The 15,248-nt window shown below is 74.4% G+C and carries 10 protein-coding genes; 3 read left to right on the top strand and 7 right to left on the bottom strand.

Annotation, left to right across the window (positions count from 1 at the left end; all coding sequences use genetic code 11):
- Window positions 1–88: 88 nt before the first annotated feature.
- Entirely contained in the window at window positions 89–1,201 is a 1,113-nt protein-coding gene (locus ACZ5GT_RS34235; protein ID WP_469034205.1) for a DUF2510 domain-containing protein, read from the bottom strand.
- Between the two features lie 467 nt (window positions 1,202–1,668).
- On the opposite strand from ACZ5GT_RS34235, the gene ACZ5GT_RS34230 reads away from it, so the two are divergent.
- The gene (locus ACZ5GT_RS34230; protein ID WP_469034204.1) at window positions 1,669–4,353 is read left to right on the top strand and encodes an ATP-binding protein; all 2,685 of its coding nucleotides are present in this window, start codon (window positions 1,669–1,671) and stop codon (window positions 4,351–4,353) included.
- A gap of 144 nt (window positions 4,354–4,497) precedes the next feature.
- On the opposite strand, the gene ACZ5GT_RS34225 is transcribed toward ACZ5GT_RS34230, so the two are convergent.
- The 5 genes from ACZ5GT_RS34225 to pcaH form a co-directional block, all read right to left on the bottom strand.
- Window positions 4,498–4,623 (bottom strand): hypothetical protein, encoded by a 126-nt coding sequence (locus ACZ5GT_RS34225; protein WP_469034202.1) that lies wholly within the window; start codon window positions 4,621–4,623, stop codon window positions 4,498–4,500.
- Window positions 4,624–4,770: 147 nt separating this feature from the next.
- The gene (pcaDC, locus tag ACZ5GT_RS34220) at window positions 4,771–5,919 is read right to left on the bottom strand and encodes a bifunctional 3-oxoadipate enol-lactonase/4-carboxymuconolactone decarboxylase PcaDC (protein ID WP_469034201.1); all 1,149 of its coding nucleotides are present in this window, start codon (window positions 5,917–5,919) and stop codon (window positions 4,771–4,773) included.
- Window positions 5,916–7,244 carry a 3-carboxy-cis,cis-muconate cycloisomerase gene (pcaB, locus tag ACZ5GT_RS34215; protein ID WP_469034199.1) on the bottom strand — a complete coding sequence of 443 codons (1,329 nt, stop codon included), beginning with the start codon at window positions 7,242–7,244 and terminating at the stop codon, window positions 5,916–5,918. Before pcaB ends, pcaDC begins: the two co-directional genes overlap by 4 nt.
- Window positions 7,241–7,846 carry a protocatechuate 3,4-dioxygenase subunit alpha gene (pcaG, locus tag ACZ5GT_RS34210; RefSeq protein ID WP_469034198.1) on the bottom strand — a complete coding sequence of 202 codons (606 nt, stop codon included), beginning with the start codon at window positions 7,844–7,846 and terminating at the stop codon, window positions 7,241–7,243. The genes pcaB and pcaG overlap by 4 nt, the downstream gene beginning before the upstream one ends.
- A 6-nt stretch (window positions 7,847–7,852) precedes the next feature.
- Window positions 7,853–8,626 carry a protocatechuate 3,4-dioxygenase subunit beta gene (pcaH, locus tag ACZ5GT_RS34205; protein WP_469034290.1) on the bottom strand — a complete coding sequence of 258 codons (774 nt, stop codon included), beginning with the start codon at window positions 8,624–8,626 and terminating at the stop codon, window positions 7,853–7,855.
- A 264-nt stretch (window positions 8,627–8,890) separates the two neighbouring features.
- On the opposite strand from pcaH, the gene ACZ5GT_RS34200 reads away from it, so the two are divergent.
- Window positions 8,891–9,355 (top strand): MarR family winged helix-turn-helix transcriptional regulator, encoded by a 465-nt coding sequence (locus tag ACZ5GT_RS34200; RefSeq protein ID WP_469034196.1) that lies wholly within the window; start codon window positions 8,891–8,893, stop codon window positions 9,353–9,355.
- A gap of 198 nt (window positions 9,356–9,553) precedes the next feature.
- Here ACZ5GT_RS34200 and ACZ5GT_RS34195 read toward each other — a convergent pair whose 3' ends face one another.
- A complete protein-coding gene (locus ACZ5GT_RS34195; RefSeq protein WP_469034193.1) occupies window positions 9,554–11,890 on the bottom strand; it encodes an ATP-binding protein in 2,337 nt (778 codons plus the stop codon).
- Between the two features lie 340 nt (window positions 11,891–12,230).
- Here ACZ5GT_RS34195 and lanKC point away from each other — a divergent pair, with 340 nt between their 5' ends.
- Window positions 12,231–14,786, top strand: a complete 2,556-nt coding sequence (gene lanKC / locus ACZ5GT_RS34190) for a class III lanthionine synthetase LanKC (protein ID WP_469034190.1) — start codon at window positions 12,231–12,233, stop codon at window positions 14,784–14,786.
- Window positions 14,787–15,248: the final 462 nt, after the last annotated feature.

Genomic DNA, 15,248 nt, shown 5'->3' with positions numbered 1-15,248 from the left:
GGGCGGCGCGCACCCCCCGGCCGGGTGGGGTTCCTCTTGAGCGGAGAGGCGCCCCACCCGGCCGATCGATCCGGCCGATCCGCGTGGTTCAGACGTTCTGGCCGTTGCCGCTGCCCGTCGACACCTCGATGCCCTTGGTGATGTCGTCGATCACGGACTGCTTCTCGCCGACGTCCAGGCCGAACCGGACCACGACGATCCGGGAGGCGTCCGCCGGCGACGGGAACGCGAGCGACTCGACGTAGCCGTCGGCGCCCTTGCTGGTGACCGCCTTCCAGCGGACCAGATAGCCCTTCTGCCCGGCCACGGTGACCGCCTTGGACGCCAGCACGTCGTGCGAGGTGATCGAGCCGTAGCTCTTGCCGCCGTAGGACTCCTCGGCGTTCGTCTTGATGTCCGCCTTGGCGACCGCCTCGGCCGTGCTGCCCGCGGTGCCGAGCAACTGGGCCGGCGCCGAGTACGCACCGCCCTTGGTGCAGGTCGCGGAGGCGTCGCCGGGACACTTGTAGGAGTCGTTGGACGTCACCTGGGCGCCCGCGGTGATCTCCTGGCCGTACCAGCCGTCCGGTATCGGGATGCTGATGCCGCTGATCGCGTCGGTCACCGACCCGCTCTCGATCTTCGGCGCCTCGGACCGGCCGGGGCCGGGCGACTCGGACCCGCCGGACCCATCGGACCCATCGGACCCGCCGGACCCGCCGGAACCTCCCGAGCCGCCGGGGCCGCCGAACGGGCCGCCGGGGCCCTCCTGGCCGCCGGGACCGCCCTGGCCACCCGGCCCCTGGGGCGCGCCCGCGCTGGTGCCGCCGGAGCCGCCGCCGTCGGAGAGCGCGTACACGCCCACGCCGATGCTCGCGAGGACCACCACGGCCACCGCGACGGCTATGCCCGTGCGCGCGCCGCGCCGCGGGGCGGCCGGAGGGTGGGGCGGATAGCCCGGCTGGCCCGGGTAGCCGGCATATCCGGGATATCCGGGTTGGTCGGGATATCCGGAGTGGCCGGGATATCCCGGATAGGTCGGGTGAGTGGCCGGATGTGCCCCGCTCGCGGGATCCTGCGCCGGGGGACCCCATGCGGCGGCCGTGCCCGCGGGGCGGGTCCGGTCCGTCCACGCCTTGCCGTCCCACCAGCGCTCGGTGGCGGGACCCTCACTTGTCTGCCCGGGATCGGGGTACCACCCGGGAGGAGTCACCTGCGTCATGCCCCCACCGTATGAGGCCTCGGTGAAAGCGGGATGAGAGGACCGCCCTCCGGACGGCTCCGGCACGCGCGTGGCGCCGGCGAGGGCGTCGGCGAGGGCGTCGGGCCTTGCCCCAGGGGCATGTTCCGGCCACACGGACACACACCGCCGCGGACGCCGCGGAGGCGGGCCCAGGGACGGCTCGGAGGCGGCCTCCCGAACGGCGCGGTGGTCGGCCCGAGGCCCGTCCGGCCGGGCGTCCGGGGCCGCGGCCCGCCCCGGCCGCGTGCGACGCCGTCCGGTCCGGGCAATGGGTGAGTGTCCGTCAGGGAAATTGCGCGCAAAGGCCGTTGGGCGTCGAACGTCGCCCGCCCATACCTCTCGTGGGCCGTCCTGGCAACATCCGGCCGGACCGCTCTCCGCTTCGGCATGCGGACGGCTACTCTCGAGTTCAGTACGTCGTCCGGGCGACTCGGGGAGGTAGCGGGATGACGGAGGGCCGGCCCACAGAGGCCGCCTCGGCTTCCCTGTGGGAGCGCGAAGAGGAGGTCGCCGCCGTCACGCGGGCGATCGACACCCTCTGCGCCGACAAGTCGTCCGCGGGCAGCCTCCTGGTGATCAGGGGCGAGGCGGGCCTGGGCAAGACCGCCCTGCTGGCCGAGGTCCGGCGCATCGCCGAACAGCGTCGCTGCACCGTGTGGGCGGCCCGCGGCGGTGAGACCCTCAGATCCGTCCCCTACAACGTCGTACGGCAGTTGCTGCAGCCCGCGCTGGTGTCCCTGATGCCCGAGGAGGCCCGCGAATACCTCGGCGACTGGTACGACGTCGCCGGCCCCGCGCTCGGGATGGCGGAACCCGGCGAGCACCACGCCGACCCGCAGGGCGTGTGCGACGGCCTGGTCACCGCGGTGCGCCGGCTCGCCCGGCGCCACTGGCCGCTCGTGCTGCTGATCGACGACGCGCACTGGGCCGACGAGGAGACGCTGCGCTGGCTCGCCGCGTTCACCGAACGCCTCGACGACCTGTCCGTGCTGGTCGTCGTCGCCCGCCGCCCCGGCGAGAGCGGCGGCGCGAGCGCCCGCCACCTCGACGCCGTCGCCGCCGCCGCGGACCACCCCGTCACCACCCTCAGCGCGCTCACCCCGGACGCCACCGCGGGCCTCACCCGCGCCACCCTCGGCAGCCACGCCGACGACCCGTTCTGCCGCGAGGTGTGGGCGGTCACCGGCGGCAACCCGTACGAGACCGTCGAACTCCTCGCCAAGGTGCAGGACAGCGAACTGCAGCCGACCGAGAACGCGGCGGCCGAACTGCGCGCCCTGAACCGCTCCTCGCGCGGCGGCGGCCTCGTCGCCCGCCTCGAAGGACTCGGCATCGACGCCACCCGGTTCGCCTGGGCGGCCGCGATCCTCGGCACCGGCATCTCCGTCGACCTGGTCGCGCGCCTCGCCACCCTGAGCCGCGAGGACGCGCTGCGCTGCGCCGAACTGCTGCGCGGCGCCCGCATCCTGACCGAGACCGACCCCGCCGATCCGCAGGCCGACGACGGCGAACTGGAGTTCGTCCACCCGCTGATCGCGAGCGCCGTCTACCACTCCATCCCCGACGCCCTGCGCACCGCCATGCACGGCATCGCGGCCCAGGTCGTCACCGACTCCGGGCTGGGCCCCGCCGCGGCCTCCCGCCACCTCCTCCAGGTGCATCCGGACGACGACCAGGAACTCGTCGAGCAGTTGCGCGAGGCCGCTCACGAACACCTCGCCGTCGGCGCCCCCGACGCCGCCCGCCGCTGCCTCGAGCGCGCCCTGCGGGAGCCGCCCACCCCCGACGTCCACGCGCGCGTGCTCTACGAGCTCGGCTGCGCCACCCTGCTGACCGCGCCCGCCAGGACCGTCGAGCACCTGCGGTCCGCGCTCGCCCTGCCGGGCCTGGCGGGCGACGCGCGCGTCGACGCCGTCTGCCGGCTCTCCCAGGCCCTGCTCCACAACGGCCAGCTGGACGAGGCCGTCCGCACCGTCGAGGCCGAGGCCGCCCGGCACCGGGAGGGCCCCGCCAGGACCCGGCTGCAGGCCGTGCGGTACATGTGGGAGGGCCTGCACGCGGGCGAGGCGGGCCCGCCCGGCCACTCCGAGCGCCTCGCCGCGCTCGCCCGGAGCTGCGCCGGACGCAACAACTCCGAACGCGCCGTGCTGATGCTGCGCGGCTTCGACGTCCTGCTCCAGGGCGAGAGCGCCGAGGAGGTCGTCGGCCTGTGCGACCGCTCCCTGGTCAACGGCCGCCTCGCCCCGGGACTCGGCTGGACCGACACCGAGTGGGGCGTCGAGCCGCTGCTGATGCTCGCCGGCTGCTACGCCTGCACCGACCGCCTCGACCGCGCCGAGAGCCTCTGCAACGAAGCCGTACGCGCCTACGAGTCGGCCGGCTGGAGCGGCGGCCACCTGGCCCTCGCCCACGCCCACCTCGGACTCGCGCACCGCAGGCGCGGCCGGCTCCGCGAGGCCGAGGCGTCCCTGCGCGAGTCGCTGCGGCTGGCTGAACGCGTCGGCCGCGGCCTGCCCCTGTACTGGAACGCGACCTGCAACCTGGTCGACGTGCTGCTCGCCCGCGGCCACGTCGACGAGGCCTGGACGGTCGCCGAGCGGCACGGTTTCGCGCCGCCCTACCCGTCCACCGTCGGGCTGCCCGACGCGCGGTCGGTGCGCGGCCGGCTGCTGCTGGCCGTCGGCCGCGTCAAGGACGGCGTGGGCGAGCTGGAGGAGGCCGAGAAGGCGGCCGCCGCGCGCGGCCACCACAACCCGGTGGCCGTCCCCTGGGCCCTCGACCTCGCCCGCGCCCTCGCCGCCGATGACCCGGCACGGGCCGGGCGGCTCGTCGCCGACGCCCGCGGGCGGGCCGAGCGCTTCGGCACCGACACCGCCATCGGAGAGGCCCTGCGCTGCGCCGCCGAGCTGGAGACCGGCCAGCGCGCGGTGCGGCTGGCCGCGCAGGCCGTCGCCTACCTGGAGGCCTCGCCCTGCCAGTACGAGCACGCCGCGGCCCGGATCGAGCACGGCATCGCCGCCCGGTCGGCCGCCGAACTCGACCGGGGCCTGGCGCTGGCCCGTTCCTGCGGCGCGGACGGCCTGGCGGCCAGGGCGCGGGAGGCGCTGAAGACCGCCCGGGCATCCCGGTAGGCGACGGGCCGCCCGCCGCGCGCGGTGCCCGACGGCTCCCTGGCGACGGTGAACGCGCGGGCGGTGAGCACGACTTGCCGCGGCAGCAGGCCGAGACGCCGTCGCAGCCGCAGGTGAACTCGACATCGTCGGTTTCGAGCGGGCTCATGCCCGGCCGAGCACCACCACAGTCGAGTAGTCGACCGCCAGGCGCGGTTTGTGCCCGTCCGCGCTCAGCTCCTGCTCGGAGCCCCGCGGACCGGATCCGACGTCCGCGTTGTCGACCGGCACGCCGAGCCCGGGGTGCGCGTCCGCGACGCGCGCCCCGGGCTTCCGAACCTGCCGCAGCGAGGCGAGGTCAGCGAGGGTGGTCCTGCCCCACCGCAGGCGCGCGGCGCCGAGGCCGGCGAGGTGCCGCCGAACCCGCGACCGGTGGGGTCACCCTTCGTCCTGCGGCGCTCCGTCCTCCCCGGCGTCCTCCTCGGCGAGCACGCGCTGGGCCGTCGCGAAGGCCGAGTTCGCCGTCGGGACCCCGCAGTAGACGGCCGTCTGCAGCAGCACCGCACCGATCTCCTCCGGCGTCAGCCCGTTGCGCCGCGCCGCCCGCACATGCATGGCCAGCTCGTCGTAATGGCCGTGGGCGACCAGCGCCGTGAGGGTGATCATGCTGCGCTCGCGGCGGCTGAGCGTCGGGTCGGTCCAGATCTCGCCCCAGGCGTAGCGGGAGATGAAGTCCTGGAAGCGCGCGGTGAACGGGGTCTGCCGGGCCTGCGCCCGGTCCACGTGGGCGTCGCCGAGCACCTGGCGCCGCACCTCCATGCCCCGCTCGGCGTCCCCGTCGAAGTGCGTCCGCAGGGCCGTGAGCACGGCCTCCGGGCGTTCGGCGGGCGCCAGGTGGGAGGCGCCCGGCAGCTCCACCAGCGCGGCGCCCGGCACCGCGTCCGCGATCTCCCGCAGGTGGGCCGGCGGCGTCGCCGGGTCCTCCCGGCCGGCCACCAGCAGCGTGGGCGCGGAGATCTGGGCCAGCTTGTCGCGCAGGTCGTAGGAGGCCAGCGCGTCGCAGCAGGCGGCGTACGCCTCCGGATCGGTGTTCCGGTGGTCGCGCACCAGCTCCGGCACGGTGAACCCGGGCGTGAACCAGCGGGCGTCGGCGCTCTCCAGCAGCCAGTCCATGCCCTCCCGGCGGACCCGTTCGGCCCGCTCCCGCCAGGGCCCCGCGCCGTTGAAGTGGGCCGAGGAGCAGATGACGGCCAGCGAGGACACCCGGTCGGGGTGGTGCACTGCGAGGTGCAGACCGACCGCGCCGCCCAGCGACACGCCCGCGTAGGCGAACCGCTCGACGCCGAGCGCGTCGGCGAGCGCCAGGACGAGGTCCGCGAGGTCCGCGACGGTGGCGCCGGGCCCGATGAGATCGGCCGCCGAGCCGCCGTGTCCCGGCAGGTCCCAGCGGATCACCCGGTGGGTGACGGACAGCTCGGGCGCCACCTTGTCCCACAGGGCGCAGGAGGTGCCCAGCGAGGGCCCCAGCAGCAGCGGGGGAGCGGAAGCGGGCCCCTCGGCACGGTGGTTGAGGAGTTTGTCGGTCAACGTCGCTCCAGCGCACGGTCGGTGAGGGTTCCGGCGGAGCCGGTGTAGCGGGTGGGGTCGGTCGCGTCGCCCAGGTCGACGCCCTTCAGGTCCGGCTGTTCGGCCAGGAGTTCGGCCAGCGGTCGGCCTTCGGCGTAGGTGCGCCGGGCCAGTTCGGTGAGCAGGGCCTTGGCGCGGGCCCGGCCCAGCAGGCCGGCCAGCTCGGCCGACAGCCGCTCGGAGACGATCAGCCCGTGGGTGAGATCCAGGTGCTCGCGCATCGCGTCCGGGTGCACCCGCAGCCCCTCGGCCAGTTCGGCGGCGTCGCGGGCGGCCCCGCCGACCAGCCGGAGCAGGTCCCTGAGCGGCTCCCACTCGGCGTGCCACGCCCCGGCGGGCCGCTCGTCCTCGGCGACCAGCGAGCCGTACAGAGTGGCCGCGAGGAGCGGGGCGCGTCGGGCCGCGGCCGCCACCAGCGTGGCGCGCACCGGGTTCGCCTTGTGCGGCATGGCGGACGAACCGCCGCCGCTGCCCTCGGCGACCTCGGCGATCTCGGTGCGCGCGAGGGTCAGCACGTCGGCGGCGGCCTTGCCCAGCGCGCCGGCCGTGAAGGCCAGGCACCCGGCCAGGTCGGCGACCGGGGTGCGCAGCGTGTGCCAGGGCAACAGCGGTGCCTGAAGGCCGAGTTCACGGGCGTAGGCGGCGGGCAGCTCGGTGGGGTCGGCGGCCCCGTACGCGGTGAACGCCGCCAGGGTCCCCGCCGCGCCGCCGAGTTGCGCGGGCAGCGAGCCGCGCACGGCCGCGACACGGTCGCGCGCGTCCAGCACCAGCGACCGCCACCCGGCCGCCTTCAGCCCGAACGTGGTCGGTACGGCGTGCTGGGTGAGCGTGCGCCCCGGCATCGCGGTGTCGCGGTGGGCGGCGGCCAGCCGGGCCAGCGCCCGCTCGGTGCGGCCGAGGTCGGCGAGGACCGGGTCCAGGGCGCGCACGGCGACCAGCATCGTCGCCGTGTCCATGATGTCCTGGCTGGTGGCGCCCCGGTGCACGTAGGGGCCGTACTCCTCGCCGGCCGCCCGCGTCAGGTCGGCGACCAGGGGGATGACCGGGTTGCCGCCGGCCCGGGCGCGTTCGGCGAGGCCGGCCGCGTCGAAGCGGGCCGGGTCGGCGGCCCGGGTCACCGCGGCCGCCGCCTCGGCCGGGACGAGGCCGAGGGCCGCCTGCGCGCGGGTCAGCGCCGCCTCCGCGTCGAGCAGCGCCCGCAGGAACGCGGCGTCGCCGGTCGCGGACGCGGCGGGGGAGCCTGCCCACCCCGGGGCGAGCAGGCCGTCAAAGCCGGCAGATGTCACTGGAACTCCAGGAAGACCGTCTCGCCTTCGCCCTGAAGGCGGATGTCGAAACGGTAGGTGCCGTTGCCCTCGTCCCGCGCGATCAGCGTGTCGCGGCGGCCGGTGTCCAGCCGGGACAGCAGCGGGTCGGCCGCCAGCGCCGCCTCGTCGCCCGGCAGGTAGATCCGCGTGAACAGGTGCACGAGCAGGCCCCGCGCGAACACGCACACGCTCACGTACGGGGCGTTGTCCCCGCGCGCCCCGGGCCGCAGCGTCCGCGCGTACCAGTGGCCGTCGGCATCGGTCTGGATGCGTCCGAACCCGGTGAACTCCACGCCGTTGCGGCCCAGATGTTCGCCGGTGGCCGGGTCCCGCCGCATCGAGCCGTCGGCCGTCGGCAGGTTGCCCCGGGTGTCGGGGCCCCACAGCTCCACCAGGGCGTCCGGCAGTCCCCTGCCCTCGCCGTCGTACACGTAGCCGTGCACGGTGACGGTGTCCGGGTGCCCCTGGGGCGCGATGTCCTCGCCGCCGCGGAAGGGCAGCGCGAACCCGTAGAAGGGGCCGACCGTGTGCGAGGGGGTGGGCAGCACGTTCTCCGGGCTGCTGGTGTCGATCTTCGTCATCTCGGGTCAGCGTCCTTCTTCGATCCAGGTGGCGTTCGGGCCGTCCAGCACGATGTCCCAGTGGTAGCCGAGCGAGAACTCGGGGACGGACAGGCTGTGGTCGTACGTCGCGATCAGCCGCTGCCGCGCGGCGTCGTCGGTGACCGACTGCAGGATCGGGTCGTAGCGGAAGAGCGGGTCGTTCGGGAAGTACATCTGCGTCACGAGCCGCTGCGTGAACGCCGAGCCGAACAGCGAGAAGTGGATGTGGGCCGGCCGCCAGGCGTTGACGTGGTTGCGCCAGGGGTAGGGCCCGGGCTGGATCGTGGTGAAACGGTAGAAGCCGTCGTCGTCGGTGAGCGTGCGGCCGACCCCGCTGAAGTTCGGGTCCAGCGGGGCGTCGTGCTGCTCGCGCTGGTGGGCGTAGCGGCCCGCCGAGTTGGCCTGCCAGATCTCGATGAGCTGGCCGCGCACCGGGCGGCCGGCGCGGTCCAGCAGCCGGCCGGAGACGGTGATGCGCTCGCCGACCGGCTCGCCGGTGTGCTGGCGGGTGAGGTCGTTGTCGATGCCGGTGAGGTCGCGCTCGCCGAAGGCGGGCGAGGACAGCTCCACCAGCTCCGGGTCCTTGGAGACGTCGATGGCGATCGGCGGCTGCTTGGGGTGGCGCAGCACGGAGGAGCGGTACGGGGCGTAGTCGCGGCGCGGGTGGTGCTCCACGGGGGCGCCGCCGGCCACGCGCTTCTCGTACGCGTCGTGCTCGGCGGCGATCTCCAGGTCGATGTCGTGCTGGGTCAGTGTCATGGGATCAGCGGCTTCCTTGGCGTTGCGGGCGACGGCGGCGGGGCGGGCGACGACGACGTGCCCGGTCATAAAATAATCAGGGCACTGAGTAATTCCGTGAAGGTTCCTTTCACGCTGCCATCGCTCCGGCGGCGACGTCAAGACCCCGGAAACAGTGCGGTCAGCGGTGCGGGGGTCGGGGCGGACAGTCCGCGCCGCACCGGGTATCGTTCAGTGCACCAACGAATTCGAGCGTGCATCGACGCATCGACCACGGGAGCGCGCATGGCGGCGGTGGACCTCACCACCCATCCCGGGCACCTGGCCCGGCGGCTGCAGCAGGCCCACTACCTGCTGTGGAACACGATGGTCTCGGAGGAGATCACCTCCCCGCAGTTCGCGGTCCTCAACGCGCTCGTCGCCGAGCCGGGCCTCGACCAGCGGACGGTGGGGGAGCGCGTGGGGCTCGACCGGTCCACGATCGCCGAGGTGATCAGCCGGCTCGGCCGCCGCGGACTGCTCGACAAGGAGCGTGACCCGCAGGACGGCCGCCGCTACCTGCTGCGTCTCACGGACGAGGGGCTGCGCACCCACCGCAAGCTGACCGTGCGCACCGCCCGGATGAACCAGGTCTTCCTGGCGCCGCTGTCCGCCGCCGAGCAGGGCGTCTTCTTCGAGCTCATCCAGCGGGTCGCGGACGCGGCCGAGGGTCTGCGCAATCCGCCCGAGTCCCTGGCGTCTCGGAGCTGACCGGGGCCGATGCCGGTGCGCACAACCGGGTCTCCGGTCGGAGTGGCGGCAGGCACCCGTCGGGTGCGGAGAACGGTGATGTCCTCGTCGGTGCCGCCACCGGCCGTCGGATCTCCCGGGCCGCCCTGAGACCTGTCCGTGAACGCCGTCACGGGATCCGCGGTGTGATGTACGCCGTCGGCCGCTCTCCTACCGTGCCTACGTCCGGAGTTCGCGGAGTTCGGCCGCGGCTTCCGCCTGGCGGGGGCTGTTCAGTTCGCGGAGCGCGTCGTGGGCCGCGAGCAGGGTCCGACGGGCCTCGTCGTGGCGGCCCAGCCGGCGCAGGACGATGCCGAGGTCGAGGCGGGTGGGTTCGGCCCAGGCGGCCATGTCGACGGCCTCGAACGTCGCCAGCGCCTGGCGGAGCGGCAGTTCGGCCTCCGCCCAGCGTCCCAGCGCCGCGAGGTCGTTGCCGAGGTGATGACGGGCCGCCGCGAGGTAGGCGGTGATCAGCTCGGCAGGCGCCCCGGTCACCTCTGCCTGACAGATCGCCTCGCTGAGCCGGTGGATGTTCAGGGCCTCCTCGGCACCGCCCGACTGCCGCAGGTGAGTGCCCAGCATGTTCAGGGTGGAGAGCTCGGCCAGACGCCCCTGTGCGGAGGTCTCGTCGGCGAGGCAGGCGGCCGATTCGCGCAGCCTGGCTATCGCTTCCTCGACTCGGCCGGTGCGACGCAGCGCCGATGCCCCGTAGCCCAGCGCCCACCCCGTCTGCAGCCGGTCCCCGGTCTCACGCGCCGCCGCCAGGGCGGCGTCGGCGGCGGCGAGCGAGGCATGGGGATCGTGGACGCAGTTGCCGTACGCCCACGCCAGGAAGTTGAGCTGGACGGCCTCGTCCTGCCGGCTGCGCAGCGCGCGAGCCGCGCGGACCCCGCACCGGAACACCTCGACCCACAGCTCCCAGTGCTGGTTCAGGTCGGAGAACCAGTGCATCGCTCCGGCCGTGTCGATCACCTGCCGGTGGTGCCCCGAGGCCTGCGCCTGGTGCAGGGCCGCGAGCCACTGGGCCCGCTCGGCCTCCAGCCATGCGCGGGCCTCGTCACGGTCGGCGGGCGCACCGGCGGGATCGGGATCGTCGTCCAGGGCGTCCTGGTGGCGGTCGGCATCGAAGCGCAGCGCGGCGGCGGCAGCCCGGCGCAGCATCCACAGAGCCGTGCGGTCCAGTGCGGCCCGGGACGCCACGGCGCCGTCCTCGGCGGCCAGCTGTTCGGCGGCGAAGAGCTTGACGAGGTCGTGGAAGCGGTAACGCTCGGCCGTGGCGTCGGGCTGGAGCAGGCCGGCGTCGACCAGCTCTTCGGCGTACTGGGCCACTGAGCCGACCGGCAGGTCGGCCAGCAGGGCGGCGGTCTCGGGGCCGAACTCGCCTCCGGCGGCCAGGGAGGCCCGGCGCAGGACCGTCCTGGCGCCCGGTGACAGCTGCCGGTAGGACAGGGCGAAAGCCGCCCGCACCTGGAGATCCCCGACCTGGAGGGTGTCCAGACGCCGTTCCTCCCGGGCCAGTTGGGCGGCCAGCTTGCTGATGCGCTCGTGCGGCCGGCTGGCCAGACGCTGCCCGGCGATCCGTACGGCCAGCGGCAGGAAGCCGCACAGTTCCACCAGATCGCGGGCCGCCCGGCCCTCCTGCCTCACCCGCTCCGGGCCGACGATGCGGCTCAGCAACTCGACTGCCTCCTCCTGCCGCAGCAGTGCGAGGTCGATCCGGTGGACCGCTTCGAGACCGGCCAGGGCGTGACGGCTGGTGACGACGGTCAGGCAGCGCCCGGCGCCGGGCAGCAGGGGGCGGACCTGGTCCTCGCTCGCCGCGTTGTCCAGCACCAGCAGCAACCGCCGGTCGCGGACCACGGACCGCAGGAGTCCCGACCGGTCCTCCGTGGAGGCCGGGATCGCGCGCTCGTTGACGCCGACCGCCCGCAGCAGGGAGCCGAGGGCGTCGCGCGGGGTGGTCGGTTCCGGGTCCATCCCATGCAGGTCGACAGCCAGCTGCCCGTCCGGGAAGTGCGACGCGAGGCGGTGCGCGGCGTGCACGGCGAAAGTGGTCTTTCCCAGGCCCGGCTGACCCGACACCACGCTGACCGGGGAAGAGGCGGGAGCGGCGCCCTCCACCAGGGTGAGTAACCGGGCCAGGGCCGGCCCACGAGCGACGAAGTCGTTGATGTCACGCGGCAGGGCGAGGACGTTGTGGGTCCGCGGCCCGGCAGCCGACCGCGGGCGGGGCCGCCCCAGGCGGGCCGCCCGTTCCAGCTCGGCGGCGGTGTCCTCGTCCAGGCCCAGTCCCGCGGCGAGGGCCTGCACGGTACGCCGCTGCGGTCCCCGGGAGCGGCCGCGCTCCAGATCCGCCAGGGCGCGCACGCTCACCCCCGCGGCGTGGGACAGCCGCTCCTGGCTCATTCCGGCACGCATGCGCAGGGCCACCAGCAGCGGCCCGAACCCCTCGGCGACCGGTACGGCGGCTTCCCCGCCCATGTGGTGTTCCCCCTGCTCGGCCTGGTCCGGGCCCATGTCGTATTCCCCTTGTTCAGCCCGGCCCGGGTCCATGGCGCCTGCACGCCGCTCAGCCCGGCCCGGGCCCCTCTCGCACGCCTCCTGTTCAGCCTGGTCCGGGCACGGAGGCGATCTTCCGGCAGAAGTATGACGGGCCGTAATCCTGCTGGAAGAACTGCCTGGTGCCGCATGACGCCCGACTGATCAACTTGTTCCGCCCCCACAAGAGGCCGGCCCCCGCGGATGCCCGGCGTCGTCCGGAACGGCGGCCGTGGCGGCTCCTGTGCCCGCAGGGCCGACCCCCGAAGCGGGGTGATCCGATTCACATCGTCCGCACGCCCGTGAAGGAGAGGAAAGCGTGGAGAAGGCCAACCATCTCGCCTATTGCCGAGCGGGCGTGCCGTTCTACGACCACCCGCGCAGCTCCCGGGCCGGCACGCCGTTCCCGGCCGCCGAGCGTCCCGTGCCGGCCGGCTGGCGCCGCGTCGAGAACGCCAACTGGGTGTACCTCAGCCCCGAGGACGCCCGGCTCCCCGACCAGGGCTGGAAGATCCACGTGTCGGCCACCGCCACCGACGCGGCCGAGATCATCGACACGGTGTGGGACTACTGCATTTCCCGTTCCCTGACCTTCAAGTTCCTGCCGCACTCGCGGGCCCACCAGTCCACGAACGGCAAGTACGCGCCCCGCGGCAGCAGCGGCAAGCTGATCACGCTCTACCCGGTCGACGACGCCGCCCTCAAGGGCGTCCTCGACGAGCTGGATCCCGTCCTCGGCGCGTACCGCGGCCCGTACATCCTCAGCGACCTGAGGTGGCGGCAGGGGCCGCTCCACCTGCGCTACGGGGGCTTCGCCCGCCGCGAGTGCCTGTCCGCGAGCGGCGAGCGGACGGCGGCCGTCGCCCGCCCCGACGGGGTGCTCGTCCCCGACGAGCGCACCCCGGTCTTCCGGATTCCCGACTGGGCGCCGGTACCCGGCTTCATCGCCGAGCAGATCGCCGCCGGCCGTGCGACCGGGGACGAACCCGCCTTCCCCTACACCATGGAGAAGGCCTTGCACTACTCCAACGGGGGCGGCATCTACCTCGCCACCGACAACGCCACGGGACACCGGGTGGTACTGCGGGAGGCCCGTCCCCTGGCGGGCCTGGACGGCGCGGGCGACGACGCGGTGACCCGGCTGCACCGGGAGGCCGCGACGCTGCGCCGCCTCGCCCATCTGGACGGCGTCCCCGCGCTGCTGGGGACGTTCACCGCCTGGGAGCACCACTTCCTGGTGCAGGAGTACATCGAGGGCCGCACCCTCCAGCAGTTCACGGCCGCCGCCAACCCGCTGACCGTGCCGGGCCACGACGCACGGCGGCGCCAGGAGTACACGGACACCGTGCTGGACATCCTCGACCAGCTCGAGCGCATTCTGGAGGACGTCCACGCCACCGGAACCGTCTTCGGCGACCTGAGCCCCAGCAACGTGATGATCCGTCCCGACGGGCGCGTCGCGCTCATCGACTTCGAGATCGCCTATCGGCCCGGCACCGAGGACCCGGACCCCAGCATCGCCACCCCCGGCTTCGTCGCCGCACACGCCACCGGGTTCGACCGCGATCGCTACGCGCTGGACAGCCTGCGGCTGGCGCTGTTCCTGCCGCTGACCACGACGCTCGACCTCGACCCGGCCCGGGCCGGCCGGCTCGCCGATGCGGCGGCGTCGCTCTTCCCGCTTCCGGCCGGGTGGACCGACCGCGTGCGTCGCGCACTGACCCCTCCCGGTGTCACGGCCCGCACCGACCGGACGGCGGCCGACCTGTTCGCCGCCGCCGCGGACGACCCCGGCTCGCCGTCCGCCCGCGAGCTGGAGCAGGCCCTGGTCGCCGCGATCCGGGCAAGTGCCACCCCCGAACGCACCGACCGGCTCTTCCCCGGCGAGCCCACCGCCCTGCACGACGGCGGCCACACCCTCGCCCACGGAGCCGCGGGTGTCCTGTACGCCCTGACCGCCACCGGACACGAGACCGACCCCGAACACCACGAGTGGCTGTGGCAGGCCGCCCACCGTGCCGCGGAGCCCCGTCCGGGCCTGTACGACGGCCTGCACGGCGCCGCCCACACCCTGAGCCTGCTGGGCCGCCCCGACCAGGCTCTCGACATGGTGAACCGGGCCGTCGGCCTCACCACCGACGCGACACCGTCCGGGCTGTACGACGGGCTGGCGGGCATCGGACTGAGCCTCCGCCACCTCGCACGGGCCCTCGACATGCCCGGCCTGCACACGCACGCCCTGGAGGCCGGCGAGCGCCTCGCCGCACGACTGGGCGGGGCCAGGAACGCCCCGGCCGGCCGCACCGGACTCATGCGCGGGTGGAGCGGACCGGCCCTGCTGCTCCTCGGCCTCCACGAGGACACCGGCGAGAGCCGGTACCTGGACCTGGCGCGCCGGGCGGTCCACCTCGACCTGGACCGCCTCCACGGCACCGCCACGACGCCCACGCCGAGCGACGGACCACGACCGCTGCCCACCCTGGGGGCCGGCAGCGCGGGCATCGCCGTCGCCCTGGCCGCTTACCTGCGACACCGTCCCGAGGAAGCACTCGCCGACACCCTGAAGACTCTGCACACCGCCCTGGACCTGCACTTCACCGTCTACAGCGGTCTCCTCGCCGGACGGGCCGGCCTCGCCGCCGCCCTCGCCCACAACCGCGCCGTCGAGCGTGATCCCGGGCTGGCGGCCGCTCTCACCGGCCACATCCGCGACCTCGCCTGGCATGCGCTGCCCCACGAAGGCGGCATCGCCACCTTCGGCGCCCAGAACATGCGCCTTTCCATGGACCTGGCCACCGGTACGGCGGGCGTCCTCCACGCTCTGCACACCGTCGCCGGCCGCCTGCCCGTCCTGCCCCTGATTCCCTGCCCCTGAGAACGAGAGGACCGACCATGACCGCGGACACCCCGCTGCGGAACACCGGCGAGACGGACCGCCGAAAACGCGCCGCACCGGCACCGGGCAAGTGGCCATAGCCCCGAGGTGCCGGGCTGTCCCGGACGGCTTCAGTCACCTGTTCGCTCACATCACAAGGAGAATTCCATGAACCCGATCCTCGACCTCCAGATCCTCACCCCCCAGCCCGACTCGGAGGAGCTCGACGGCGCCATCGGGCAGAGCAGCACCATCTGGTTCTGCCACACCGACGTCAACTGAGCGGTGGTTCCGGTGACACCGGAACCGGTCTGACCGTCTGAACCGGCGGCAGAACAGGTGGGGGGGGGGGGGGGGGGGCGACCCCCCCCCCCCCACCCCACCCCCCCCCCCCCCCCGCCCCCCCCGCAAAACAACCAGCCACCACCACTGTCCTGCCTCTCCCGCCCCCCTCCCTCCGCC

This window comes from Streptomyces sp. NPDC031340 (genome assembly GCF_055569945.1).
This window is presented reverse-complemented; position numbering and strand designations above follow the sequence as displayed.

What these genes read in the sequence shown, in the direction of transcription:
- ACZ5GT_RS34235 (WP_469034205.1), bottom strand. Translation starts at nt 1,201, where the DNA reads ATGACGCAGGTGACTCCTCCCGGGTGGTACCCCGATCCCGGGCAGACA.
- ACZ5GT_RS34230 (WP_469034204.1), top strand. Translation starts at nt 1,669, where the DNA reads ATGACGGAGGGCCGGCCCACAGAGGCCGCCTCGGCTTCCCTGTGGGAG.
- pcaG (WP_469034198.1), bottom strand. Translation starts at nt 7,846, where the DNA reads ATGACGAAGATCGACACCAGCAGCCCGGAGAACGTGCTGCCCACCCCC.
- pcaH (WP_469034290.1), bottom strand. Translation starts at nt 8,626, where the DNA reads ATGACACTGACCCAGCACGACATCGACCTGGAGATCGCCGCCGAGCAC.
- ACZ5GT_RS34200 (WP_469034196.1), top strand. Translation starts at nt 8,891, where the DNA reads ATGGCGGCGGTGGACCTCACCACCCATCCCGGGCACCTGGCCCGGCGG.
- ACZ5GT_RS34195 (WP_469034193.1), bottom strand. Translation starts at nt 11,890, where the DNA reads ATGGGCCCGGACCAGGCCGAGCAGGGGGAACACCACATGGGCGGGGAA.